This is a genomic window from Leptolyngbya sp. Cla-17 (assembly GCF_016807185.1).
In the GTDB taxonomy this organism is placed as follows: domain Bacteria; phylum Cyanobacteriota; class Cyanobacteriia; order Leptolyngbyales; family Leptolyngbyaceae; genus ULC077BIN1.
On the sequence record NZ_JAEVYN010000001.1, the window covers coordinates 1,450,070 to 1,462,128 of the forward strand.

The 12,059-nt window shown below is 48.3% G+C and carries 9 protein-coding genes and 1 tRNA gene; 5 read left to right on the forward strand and 5 right to left on the reverse strand.

Annotated features, from left to right (window positions below):
• Positions 1 to 301 precede the first annotated feature (301 nt).
• A tRNA-Gly gene (locus JOY44_RS06445) sits at positions 302 to 372 on the reverse strand.
• A gap of 386 nt (positions 373 to 758) precedes the next feature.
• A complete protein-coding gene (locus JOY44_RS06450; protein ID WP_171572839.1) occupies positions 759 to 1,445 on the reverse strand; it encodes a manganese catalase family protein in 687 nt (228 codons plus the stop codon).
• Positions 1,446 to 1,951: 506 nt separating this feature from the next.
• Here JOY44_RS06450 and JOY44_RS06455 point away from each other — a divergent pair.
• From JOY44_RS06455 to JOY44_RS06465, 3 genes are all read left to right on the forward strand, one after another.
• A complete protein-coding gene (locus JOY44_RS06455; protein WP_171572840.1) occupies positions 1,952 to 2,719 on the forward strand; it encodes a hypothetical protein in 768 nt (255 codons plus the stop codon).
• A 270-nt stretch (positions 2,720 to 2,989) separates the two neighbouring features.
• The gene (locus tag JOY44_RS06460) at positions 2,990 to 4,168 is read left to right on the forward strand and encodes a hypothetical protein (RefSeq protein ID WP_171572841.1); all 1,179 of its coding nucleotides are present in this window, start codon (positions 2,990 to 2,992) and stop codon (positions 4,166 to 4,168) included.
• A gap of 144 nt (positions 4,169 to 4,312) precedes the next feature.
• Positions 4,313 to 5,140 carry a metallophosphoesterase gene (locus JOY44_RS06465; protein ID WP_197985015.1) on the forward strand — a complete coding sequence of 276 codons (828 nt, stop codon included), beginning with the start codon at positions 4,313 to 4,315 and terminating at the stop codon, positions 5,138 to 5,140.
• Positions 5,141 to 5,164: 24 nt separating this feature from the next.
• Here the strand turns inward: JOY44_RS06465 and JOY44_RS06470 are convergent, their stop codons facing one another.
• The gene (locus JOY44_RS06470) at positions 5,165 to 5,788 is read right to left on the reverse strand and encodes an intradiol ring-cleavage dioxygenase (protein WP_171572842.1); all 624 of its coding nucleotides are present in this window, start codon (positions 5,786 to 5,788) and stop codon (positions 5,165 to 5,167) included.
• Positions 5,789 to 5,839: 51 nt separating this feature from the next.
• Positions 5,840 to 8,641, reverse strand: a complete 2,802-nt coding sequence (locus JOY44_RS06475) for a GAF domain-containing protein (protein ID WP_171572843.1) — start codon at positions 8,639 to 8,641, stop codon at positions 5,840 to 5,842.
• A 293-nt stretch (positions 8,642 to 8,934) separates the two neighbouring features.
• On the opposite strand from JOY44_RS06475, the gene JOY44_RS06480 reads away from it, so the two are divergent.
• Positions 8,935 to 10,113 carry a quinone-dependent dihydroorotate dehydrogenase gene (locus tag JOY44_RS06480; RefSeq protein WP_171572844.1) on the forward strand — a complete coding sequence of 393 codons (1,179 nt, stop codon included), beginning with the start codon at positions 8,935 to 8,937 and terminating at the stop codon, positions 10,111 to 10,113.
• Between the two features lie 48 nt (positions 10,114 to 10,161).
• Here the strand turns inward: JOY44_RS06480 and argB are convergent, their stop codons facing one another.
• Entirely contained in the window at positions 10,162 to 11,049 is an 888-nt protein-coding gene (argB, locus tag JOY44_RS06485; protein WP_197985016.1) for an acetylglutamate kinase, read from the reverse strand.
• A gap of 275 nt (positions 11,050 to 11,324) precedes the next feature.
• Here argB and JOY44_RS06490 point away from each other — a divergent pair, with 275 nt between their 5' ends.
• Positions 11,325 to 11,996 carry a HEAT repeat domain-containing protein gene (locus tag JOY44_RS06490; protein WP_171572846.1) on the forward strand — a complete coding sequence of 224 codons (672 nt, stop codon included), beginning with the start codon at positions 11,325 to 11,327 and terminating at the stop codon, positions 11,994 to 11,996.
• Positions 11,997 to 12,059 lie beyond the last annotated feature (63 nt).

Genomic DNA, 12,059 nt, shown 5'->3' on the forward strand with positions numbered 1-12,059 from the left:
CGATCGCGCTACAACGAACTATCTTTGAGCCTTCTATGGGTGATAATTCATAAAATTCGTATGTCTACGAACCGTGGAACAGCAGCTTACTGAATATTTTGACATACTTCAAATTGCTGCTGAAATGAACTGCAATTAGCGGTAGTGAATCACTCAGTCATAGTATCTGACGCATTAAACGCCTCACGCTATACACGATGTACAAGGCTTGAGGAAATATACAGTAACGTGAATCCAATCAGAAGATGGAGTATCTCTAGATAAAATCTGTCAACAGCGACAAATGACATTTGAAGTTTAAAGCGGGTGGGGGGAATCGAATCCCCATCATTAGCTTGGAAGGCTAAGGTTTTACCACTAAACTACACCCGCAGAACAGACTAGTAGAAGGTTGAACGTTTTTACCAACTTATTAAGTACTAACCAATTTATCATACTAAACGTCATTACAGCTATTGAGTTAAAGTGATCCAGCAATCCCAAATTTAGATTTCGACACTTGGAATAGCCAACTTAGAGAATAGCCAGTTTTTGTAGTGAGATTGATAGGATAGAGTCAATACAACTGCTTTTTGTTGAAATATTTACGTCACCCGCGTCATGTAAGGCTTTGAGTCTCATGTCATGCTGCTTAAGAAAATGTATGCTCAGCTCACCACTAGTTGTCGTGTTATGGACGACTAATCAATCATTAAAACTCTGGGAGATCGCTGATACAAGGCGATCGCCCAGGGTTTAACTTGGACATTTAGTCAAAACTACTGCTGTGATACAGGATCAGCAATATAACGGAAGTTCGGTTCTGAGTTCCAAGGACCGCGCTCATCCTTACCACCGTTAGAAGACAAATTATAGTAGATGTCCACAGTTTCGTCAGGCTGGACGTTACCAAAGAATGGCTCGTCCAATTTACCTAAGGAATTGAGAGCTTCCATAAACATCTTCGTGTGAGAAATCTCACGAGTCAGCAAATGCACCAAGGCTTCTTTAGTACCTTCATCAGGAGCTAGCTTGATCAATGCTTCGTAGGTTTGGCGTGCTCCAGCTTCAGCAGCAATATTTGCTCTCAAGTCACGAACAACATCGCCCCCTTCATTGATGTAGGTAGCCGTCCAAGCACTGCCTTGGCTATCGAGAAAGTGAGGTCCCATGCCGCGAACAGCAAACAGACTGCTTTTATAAGCATCGGTTTGATCGACGTTTTTGGTGTGACCTTCAATCATTTTGCCCACCATTTCTAAGTGACCGAATTCTTCGATCGCAATATCTTGAAGCATGTCTTTAATGCCAGCATTTTCAACATGAAAAGACTGCACCCAGTATTGCAGTGCGGCTGTAAGCTCCCCAGTTGCGCCACCAAATTGCTCTAGCAAAAGCTGAGCAAAACGGGGGTGTGCCTCCTTGATGTTGACGCTATGAATAACATCCTTCTTGTGAAAAAACATGTGCCTCTCCCTATATAATCGGTCGTGTCAGATTGAATCAGACTGATGCAGTTGAATGTCTGAGCTACAGACTGCTTTTCGTAAAGTACGAAACGAAGCACTTCCAGAGTTTTAAGCCTGTAGATGTGCATTCACATGCATAAACTCTATTGATATTGTTGGTAGTCGCTTCTTCCCAAAAAAGATTGGATTGGAATTAAAGCATTCCTTTGATAGTACGGTTGGAACTCCCACTCTACGTGCCCCCACGGAGGGAGTTATCCAATTAATCTTCTACCTAAAAGGATGAGGTGCAAACTGGATGAGCTAGCTATGCTCTTGTCATAGTAGAATGCTGCTTGAATTCATAATGATGTCTACTTTTGGATGAAATACAGCATAAATCCATATCGCTGCACGTCTTATCAACCATTTATGTTGAGAAGCGTAACAAAATCACTAATAGATTCGCGCATTGACGAGGAAAGCGTAAAATCGATGAAAACTCATGGCTTAAAGAATTAGCAGTGACAACTTCTCCAACTTCCTACTTGCAGACATTAGATAAAAAAGAGGCGATCGCTTTTATTGCTTCGCTTCAAAAAGTGAAAGAGCATTTAACCCATGAACTTCAGTGGATAAATGCACAAGCGGAGCAGAAGACGACTCAACTTCAAGGTATTGAGGCCATTCTGGTTGAGGCAGTGACACTTGGGTTGATTTCCACTTCGCCCACTGACAGCACATCCTCCGACGATAGCTTGACTAACTCATCGGTTGAGATGCCCTTATCTAGCTCCAATGGAAGTGCTGCTCTCTTTGACATCAACACGACAAGCGCCGATGTAGAAGATGCAGAGGATGAGGATGAGTTGCCAGCAATCACTGATTCAAAGAGCGATCGCCCGAAAGCAGCCAATTCAAAACCAAAATCGGTGGCTCAATCTACAGCACAGAAGTCACGAGGATCGAAAGCAAAATCAACTGGTGCGACGAAAAAATCTACTAGTAAAGCGAGTCTGTTAGCAAAATCTCCTGACTTAAAGCATTTTGTCAAAGCAGAGTTTCAAGAGCAATCGTTTACAGATGCGGTTTCCCAAATTTTAGAGGAATCCAGTAAGCCGATTGGATTAAGTGATGTGATCGCTAAGCTATATGGAGATCTTTCTAATCAAGATTACCAACGAGCTAAAATCTCATTGACCAATGTTCTTTCTACGGGTAAAAATAAAGGGAAGTGGAAAAGTATTGGTCGTGGAATGTATGCTAGCAATGCTACAGCCGCCGCACTTTAACGTCCTGCTCTAGGCTAGATTGTCGAGCGCTACTACACCCTGGAGAAGGTTGCAGAATTGCGATCGCTTTAGTGTAGTGCTTTCTTAAACTCAGGCATATGGTCAGTTTTGACTAGGCGATGTTGGTTGAGCTATTGGTGTAATCTGCTCTATATCTAGCTAGGGTCGAGCAATTAGTTGATCCGCTTTGCATAATTTCAATGAGCACTTTAGATGAGTATGTGAAGGTAAAAAATTCACACTATACGCTAGAGCATTGAGGGCACGAAGATGAATCATCAGCTTTTGAGCATATGGGTGGCGGCAGTGAGTATTGGCGTTTTTCCCGCGTTGATACAAGCAACTCCAGCCGCACCCAGATCTGAGAAGTCTTCCAGCATGACGGTGCGCCGCAGTCTCCAACTTATGGCGCAGGGTAGACAACCAATCTACCTACAGGTGCCGCAAGCGCAAATTCAGGAATTGCGATCGCTGGGAATGCGGGTCGCAATGCCAATTAATCTCCCCTCGGGGATGAAGCTGACTTCCATAGCGGGACGTTCTAACCCTCGCTTTGGTCGGGGCTATTTGCTGGTCTATCGCGCTGGCTCCAAATGCTTTGCCGTGGAAGGAGCCACCGATGGGATTGGCGGCATTCCAGATGGCACTGCGGGCAGCTTTAAGGTGCAAAATCCTGCGATGGGCAAGGGCGCGATCGAAGTGCAAAAGCCGGGTGCAACCGCACCACTGCTGATTGGGCAGTGGATGAGCCGAGGTCCATTCTATCGAGTTGTGGGTGCAAATTATACGATTGATGGATTGGGATCTGACTTGGCAAACTGTCAGGATTTGTCTGCAAAAGAAGCGGTGGTGGTGTCAGAGTCTCTGCGTTTTTTGGATTTAGAACCTGCAACTATGGAAAAATTGCCGCCTAACACCGTACAGGCCCTTGATCCCAATTCAGCGACTTCACCCGTTGTTGGCTATCCTAACAATCAAGAATTAACGCAATTCAAACGTAATTTGAAGTCGGGTGCCTATGGTAAAGGAATACAACTTGCTGCTACTGATCGCACTCAACGGCAAGCCTTTCAGGCAACGATCGCGAAGGCGAACCCGACGATCTCAAAGTTTATTGGTGCGTGGACAACAGGCGATCGCGTTTATTACGTCTATCCTTCTAAAGTAAAAAGCCGGGTGTGTGTAGTCACTAACTCTGGAAATAACGGCAAGCTGGAGTTTTCCAACGGCACCGCTATTAGCCGCGAATTGCGCTATCAAGATAACGGTCTCTACTGGGTTGATCAAGCCGATGTTCTAGCATCAAGAGATAAGGGCACCGGCACACTCTACCCAATTTTTGCGGCATCCAGTGCGCCCAGCACCACTGCTTTGGCTGATTTTGACTATGGATTCCGCAATGCAGAATGCTCACCGCAACTTCCCAGCGTGGCGGGCGCTTCTCAATAATGCTTAAAGGCAGGTGTCAGGCGTGATTGCTAGCACAACACTTGGCACCTGACACCCGACCCTAATTTCCTGTCTAAGTGTCGCCTTTTGAACTAGAGACCCTCTTTCTCCTCTGTTAGGCTAGAGTCGCTTAATCGGGTGAGGATGATGCACAAATTGTTGACAGGAGCTTTAACGGTTGAACATCTGCGGGTGTCGATCGCCGATTTGCCAGCGCATCTCAAAGGACTGCGCCTGGTGCAACTTTCAGATTTTCACTTTGATGGAATTCGATTATCGCCAAGGTTGCTAGACGAGGCGATCTCTGCCAGTAATCAAGCTCAGCCTGATCTGGTCGTGATGACTGGAGATTTTGTCACCGATGATCCTGCGCCGATTCACAACCTTGCACAGCGTCTCACTGCTTTGAAAAGCCAATCGGGAGTCTATGCAGTTTTAGGAAATCACGATATTCGTTATCGACATTCTCGCCAAGAAGTTGCCAGCGCACTTGAGAGCCAGAATATCCAAGTGTTGTGGAACCAAATCGCCTATCCAGTGGGCAAAGAATTGGCGATCGTGGGATTGGCAGATTTTTGGTCATCCGACTTCCGTCCTGCACCTGTTTTGGAACAACTTGACTCAGAGACTCCTCGGATTGTGTTATCTCATAATCCTGATACTGCCGAGATCTTGCAAAAATGGCGGATCGATCTTCAGCTTTCAGGACATACCCACGGAGGGCAAGTATTTGTCCCTGGAGTCGGCAACATGGCACATCACATTTCACAGTTTTACCGCAACCTACCGCCGAAAGCGAAACGATATGTACCGTTGCTCAAAGAATGCGCCCATACTATGAAGCATTGGGAATGGGCACAGGGATTACACAGCGTGGGGCAGAATCAACTGTATGTGAACCGGGGGCTGGGCACCTATTGGCCAGGGCGGTTTTGGTGTCCTCCAGAGGTGACGGTGATTACGCTTGTTTAAAGCCATTGTTTACGCCAGACAACGTTACGCCAACACAAAGTTGAAAACTGCTTGATTTTTAGTCCGCGTGGAGTTCATCCGCAAAAGTAACACTGGGTTAAACAAACCATCAGATGCATTGCCTGCTTCACCGGGAAAAAAGAGTTGGGTGGTTAGAAGCGGTTGGTTGGCGACCTGGACAGCCACATGAATGTGGCGCACGCGACCGGGATAAAGCCCTGGCACAATCGTTTCCAACCTATAGCGTCCTTGAGAGTCGGTGAACTGGTGCCCACGCAGTTTATAGCCTGAGTTGTCGTAATTGCCAGCCTGATCGGCTTGCCAAACATCGACTAGGGCACGGGCCATGGGCTGACAGGTTCTATTGAGCACCTTTCCTGTAAGGATGAGCTTGGTGCCATTGATGCCAGGTTCAATTAGAGAACTGCGTTTGGGCGAGTTAGGTGTGTAAAATGGTCCGGCGGTGCGGGAAGGGGTGGGGCCGCCTGTGCCACAGGCGGGAGTGAGTGCCAGTAGTTGATGGGTCACCAAACTGGATTCATCGGTTCCCTGAGTCAATGATTGATGGCTACCGATCGCGATCGCCCCAGAGGCAATTGTTAGTGAGCCTATTTGCAAAAATTGTCGGCGTGTTTGTAACGGCTGCATTCTTCCCTTTCTTTCCCTATTTCTAATTGGCCAGCGCTCAACTCCCCCCTTTTAAGGTTTACCGCGAGATTTCGATTTTGGGTTGGCAGTGCCTGCGATCGGGAGGATTAATCGACTGGTATTGCGACCGTCTTCTAGCTTATAAAAGTTAAATTCGCCGCCAACTTGCTTCATCAGGGCTTGGCAAATTAGCAGATGTAAACCGGGCGGATGATCCAAAATGGAGGGGGCTAGCCAGTCTGTGCGGCCTGTTTCTAATTCTGTAAACAAATGGGATTCGACCGGCCCACTGTCGGTGATGGATAGCTCAAACCAGCGGGCATCAATTTGGCGACACCACAGATCGATGCGACCGCCAGTGCTTGATCGCTGGCACGCATCTAACAGCACCTCATAGACAATCAGTTCGATTTTGAGAACATCTCCACCGATGTTGATGTTGGTTTCGTCGTGAACCTGTGACCAAAGCTGACGCTCTTTGATCAACCCATCAACCCGCTCTAAGGTTCGTTTTAGTAATGTAATCAGGGTAATGCTGGCGTTTTGGGTTTGAAAGTGCCACTGCTCGGCTGCGATGGTCTCGTTCACGGGCGCAATCGCATCCTTTAACTGCCGCAAGATCTGTTGCTGTCGTGTGGCAAATAGTGGCTCCTTAGGCGTACCCAGTTCATCTAACCGTCTTAACCCAAGCTGCACCGAGCGCTGCACATCCTCTAGGCGGCGATGTTTATACCAATTGAGGCGCTCTAATTCTAGCCGTTGGGTGGTGAGTTGTTTCGTCAAACTGAGGTAGCGTCTTGTCCAGGCGAGTTGATTGGCGAAAATGCTAAAGGTAGATAGATGGCGCTCTGCCCAACGCCGTTCGGCTTCATCGACAACGATCAAAATTCCAGTGGGTTGATGTTCGGGTGAAGTCCGTAGGGCGATCGCCAGGATCTGACCAATGCCTGTACCATACAGCCATTGCCGACTGTTGACTGGTAAATCTGCCACACTGAGAGACAACACGCCGTCCTGCTCTAGCGCCCATTGAACCAAAAAGTCTGTGTGGATGGGGATAGTAGTGTCAAGATTGGCAGCAAAGCGATCGCTGGGCGGCGGCAAACTGATCAGTTTGGCATCAGTTTGACCCGGAATCCACCCGATTAGCAGCGCTAAGGGCACCTGCATCACTTTTGCCACTTGTTGTAGCGCGGATTGCTCTAATAATTTGGGATCATGGACTTCCTGCATTGCCGTCAATCCCCATTGCATCGACTGGCTCAGGGTTTGCAATTGCTCGGTTTGGCGTTGTAGTTGCCATTGATGCAGGATAAATCCGATTTGTTGACTGACGACTTGCACCAGCTCTCGCTCAACTCGATTCCAGCCCCGAGGCGACTCGTGCCCAATCACAATCAGCCCTTCCAAGGGTTGCCCGATAGAGGTATTACACAAAACGAGCGATCGCACGCCAGCTTCGAGTAAGCGATCGCGCCAGGTCACCAACTTTATATCGGTGTCCAAATTTTCGATGCTGATTGCCTCAGTGCTTTTTTGCACCATTTTCAAATCAGTGTCGCTAAGGGCTTCTAGCAGCGGCGCGAGGGGGCGGCGATTACTCGGATGGTTTTGATAGGATACTTCAAACTCTTTGAGATCTTTTTCATAGAGCAGCACTAAAAAACGTTCCACTTTCAGCCGCTTGCACAAAGTATCAGCGGCATGTTTTAGGGTGTTTTTCCAGTCCTCTTCGCTATAAATGGAACGGGCAATTCCAGCGGTCAGTTCACGATCTAGCTGAATTTGAGCGATCGCGCTTTCCATTTCATCCAGCGGAGCCGTAAGGGCAATCATTTGGGCTGCTCCCCGAACAAAACTTTTATCGCCGTCCGTCCAGATGCGGGGTTCGGTGCCTTCCACGGCTAAAAAGCCTAAGAGTTCATTTTGATACAAGATGGGTGCGGCAAGCAGCGATCGCGCCTTAATTTGCTGCATCAAACGGCTTGTAGCATCGGCTTTAAGGGAACTGTGCGCCTCGCCAATCGCAACGATCTGATCGCCCATCAGCGCTTGATAAAAGCCATTAATCTCCTGCACGGTGATGCCAGAGGTCAGTTGGTTGGCTTCCTTAAACCCCACAGTCCGCTGACGATTGCCCAATCTGCGCCAAAAGTAGCGTCGTTCGCGTTCATACCAATAAATGTTGGTTCGGGCAGGCTGGATGAAGGCGTGGGTTTCTTCCACAACCGCTTCGAGACGCGGTCCTAGCCCCGAAAGCGATCGCATTTGGGTTAACAATTGCAACAGCGGCACGTCAGGACGTTTGGCTTGTTGGCGTTGCCACTCCGTTTCGATTTTGAATAGTGCAGCGGCTAGTTCACCCAGCAGCATAGACAAACGCGCCTTTTCATCTGCTCGTGGAGACATGCCCCATTCAGTAGAACCCAGTAGCGCCACGCCATAACACAAATCGCGGTAGCGGATGGGAAAAATCACAGTACCCTGAATCCCAGACTTTTTGGCTGCTTTTCGCCAATCTCCGCTTCGGACTTCTTCGCGCAAATCGGGCACTGCCAGTGCCCGCTGCTGAATCACCACTTGCTCTAAAATATCGCCCGGTTGCAGACTAAATCGCTGCTTTAAGAATGACTGATCACCAGCGGGTATAATACCGCCCTTGCCAAACAGCCGATGCTCCAGGCGATCATACAGCCCCACCCACACCAGGCTGTAGTCAAATTCAGTTTTAAGATAATTCAGAACGGTATCAATTAAAACATCAGAATTCTCTTCTTCCCGCAATGTTTGCAGAATTCTCCCTAAAGCAACCAATTGCTTATCGTAAGACTGTGGCTCCTTGGGCTGAACCATTTCAATTAGAAGTTCCTATGAGACAACGGGCGCAATATAGCAAGACACACCCAATACGGAGTTTTTTGACAACTCCCCAGGTTTCGTAGAGCATTCAAGCTGAACTATCACTCAATCATCTTTAGGATGCCAGCGTTCAATGAAGTGCTACCAATAAAGACTGTACCCTTATCCCAAGGCGTTGATGACATTCTTGTTACCATCCTAATCTAAGTGCCGTATATCTTTGCGATGTCACGCTAATAAGAGGAAATCATTGTTAAACTCCTGTGTGAATGATTGCTGAGAGGTTCATGGATTTATACCAAACGCTGCTTCGCCCTTTTCTTTTCTCAGGTCTGAAAACAGATCCGGAATGGCTGCATCAGCAAAGCTTAACTGTGTTGGGGTGGATGGATGATGGTTTAGCAAGCCAATCGTCCTGGCTTTTGGATCAAATGGAGCGATCGCTCAGCCTATCCGAGCCGCGGTTGCATCAGCAGCTATGGGGCTTAACGTTTGCAAATCCTATGGGGCTAGCCGCCGGATTTGATAAAGATGGCATTGCCGCTGGATTGTGGTCACGCTTTGGCTTTGGCTTTGCTGAATTGGGCACCGTCACCTTTCATGCCCAAATGGGTAATCCCAAGCCGCGCCTATTCCGCTTGCCGCTGGATCAGGCAGTGCTAAACCGTATGGGATTTAACAATCAGGGAGCGGCGGTGTTGGCGAAACGGTTAAAGCTAAAGGGCATAGGAAACAGGGAACAGGACGCAGAAAATTTCACTCCGCCCTCCACATTCCGCACTCCGCACTTTTCCCTTTCTCCAATCGGCATCAACCTGGGTAAATCCAAAATCACACCCCTGGAAGAAGCCGCGGCGGATTATGTGGGCAGTTTTCGGCTGCTGAAAAACTTGGGCGATTACTTTGTGGTGAATGTGAGCTCGCCGAATACACCGGGATTGCGATCGCTGCAAGACAAAGCCCAACTAGAGCCGATTTTGCAGGCGCTTCAGCAGGAAAATACAGCGCACAAGCCGTTACTGGTTAAGATTGCGCCGGATTTAGAGTGGGAAGCGATCGCGGATGTGATTGCGCTTGCCCAGCAACACCAGCTAGCAGGCATCATTGCCACCAACACCACCATTCAGCGCGATTTGAAGACTCAGAAGCTTTCAACTGGAAATCCCGTGGCGCAAGAAGCAGGGGGCATTAGCGGCGCACCTGTAAAGCAGCGATCAACGGAGGTCATTCGCTTCATTTATAAAGAAACCCAGGGACAACTGCCCATCATCGGTGTGGGTGGCATTTTCACCGCTGAGGATGCCTGGGAAAAAATCACCGCCGGAGCCAGCTTGGTGCAGGTTTACACCGGCTGGATTTATGAAGGACCCTGGATGGTGCGACGAGTGCTGGAAGGGTTGCTGCAAAAACTAGATGAAGCAGGATTGCAAAAGATTGGAGATGCGGTGGGAATTTTCCATTCGTAGACTGCAGCATGGAGGTGTTCAAGATCTAAAACTATCGCGCTTAGCCCGTTATTTCACACCCGCTGCCGCAATCATGGAGCCAATCCCCGCATCAGTGAAGATTTCCAGCAGAAGGGAATGGGGCAGGCGACCATCCAAAATGTGGGCAGCGCGGACTCCTTGAGCTAGCGATCGCACGCAGCAGGTGACTTTAGGAATCATTCCACCCGATACAACCCCTTGATCAATCAGATTTCGCGCTTCTTGAATATCCAATCGAGGAATCAGCGTAGACGGGTCTTTATAGTCCCGTAAAATTCCAGCCGTATCCGTCAGCAAAATCAGTTTCTCGGCACCCAAGGCAGCCGCAATTTCACCTGCCACTGTATCTGCATTGATGTTATACGCTTGTCCCGTCTCGTCTGCTGCCACGCTGGACACTACGGGAATATGACCCGCAGTCACCATCACTTCTAAAATGCTGGTATCTACACTGGTTACTTCGCCCACAAAGCCTATGCCTTCGGCATTTGCTGGGCGTGCAGTGATCAAGTGAGCATCTTTGCCACACAGTCCCACCGCTGAACCTCCTGCCGTATTAATCAACGACACAATCTCCTTATTTACCCGACCCACCAACACCATCTCCACTACATCCATCGTGGCGGCATCTGTCACGCGCAGCCCATTTTTGAACTGTGCCTCAATCCCCAATTTGTCTAGCCAGATATTGATTTCGGGACCTCCGCCATGCACCAAAACCGGACGCAGCCCCACACACGACATAAACACCACATCTCGAATCACCTGATCCTTAAGGGTGCTGTCTTTCATTGCTGCGCCGCCATACTTCACCACAATGGTTTTTCCGGCAAACTGCTGAATGTATGGCAACGCTTCACTCAGAACTTTTGCTCTGGTGGTTGCTGATTCTTGTGTGGAGTCGTGTTCCGTCATGATCATGGTCAAGCTAACTCGTGAAATTGGCTCTTTTGCAGTGTAAAGGACTGAGTCGCCTTCAACAATGTGAATCGCGATCGCCCGCCGCTTATGTCATCAAATCTTGGCTTTAAGCAATGGATGCGTGACTCCGGTCTTTCAAGGAGGACAAGAGAAATAGCCGAGATGATCACGCCAGGTTCTAGACTGCAAATCTCTTCAAGAAGTCAGATGTAGAAGGTCGTTCAATGGTGTGAAATTAAGACAAATAGACTTTATCAGAGGAAGGAACTATGAACGCGATCTGGCTTAGCTTGATGATCTACGCAGTTGTTGAAGCAATTGCGGCGGCCTACAGGGTTCGTCAGAAACGACGGACAGACAGTTTAACCCGGTCTTCTGATAGTCGCTTTAGGTCATCAAGGCGATCGCTTGGGCAATCTGCATCTACTGCTGCTATTCAATTAGACTCAGATTTGGACAGATTATTTCACCCGTCGTCAAATCAATCTCCCAGTGAACTGCTGACCCTGCCGACTCCTCCGGCAGCACTTGAGCTACCTCTAGCCGTTTCGCTCTCCGTTAATGAAGTAGTAAACCCAGAGACACGACCCAATTCGACCGATCTATTCGATCTCAATCTAGGGGAATCGAATGTCCCTGTGGATGCAGAAACCATGAAGCCGAACTCTCCTGAGCATCAGTCTGTTTTGGCAGAGATTTCTCAATTGGATCATGCGGATTCAGAAAACGCAATCGCTGCATTTCAGCGTCATTTGAATCATCCAGATGACATTATTCGAGCCGCGATCGTGTTTGAGTTTGGCGAGACGGTCGCTAGGTATCATGGCGCGAAAGCTGCCGAGGCAAAGGAGATACTCATGCAACTCAGTCAAGATCCCAATCCAACCATTCGGACTCAAGTTGCAATTGCTTTGGCTAAAATTGAACCTATCGTGTTGTAATCAACAACATGTCATTACTTGCTTGTTAATGGCGTTTTTGAAACCTCTTTGCTGTTGCAGTTT

What these genes read in the sequence shown, in the direction of transcription:
- JOY44_RS06450 (WP_171572839.1), bottom strand. Translation starts at nt 1,445, where the DNA reads ATGTTTTTTCACAAGAAGGATGTTATTCATAGCGTCAACATCAAGGAG.
- JOY44_RS06460 (WP_171572841.1), top strand. Translation starts at nt 2,990, where the DNA reads ATGAATCATCAGCTTTTGAGCATATGGGTGGCGGCAGTGAGTATTGGC.
- JOY44_RS06465 (WP_197985015.1), top strand. Translation starts at nt 4,313, where the DNA reads ATGATGCACAAATTGTTGACAGGAGCTTTAACGGTTGAACATCTGCGG.
- JOY44_RS06470 (WP_171572842.1), bottom strand. Translation starts at nt 5,788, where the DNA reads ATGCAGCCGTTACAAACACGCCGACAATTTTTGCAAATAGGCTCACTA.
- JOY44_RS06475 (WP_171572843.1), bottom strand. Translation starts at nt 8,641, where the DNA reads ATGGTTCAGCCCAAGGAGCCACAGTCTTACGATAAGCAATTGGTTGCT.
- JOY44_RS06480 (WP_171572844.1), top strand. Translation starts at nt 8,935, where the DNA reads ATGGATTTATACCAAACGCTGCTTCGCCCTTTTCTTTTCTCAGGTCTG.
- argB (WP_197985016.1), bottom strand. Translation starts at nt 11,049, where the DNA reads ATGACGGAACACGACTCCACACAAGAATCAGCAACCACCAGAGCAAAA.
- JOY44_RS06490 (WP_171572846.1), top strand. Translation starts at nt 11,325, where the DNA reads ATGAACGCGATCTGGCTTAGCTTGATGATCTACGCAGTTGTTGAAGCA.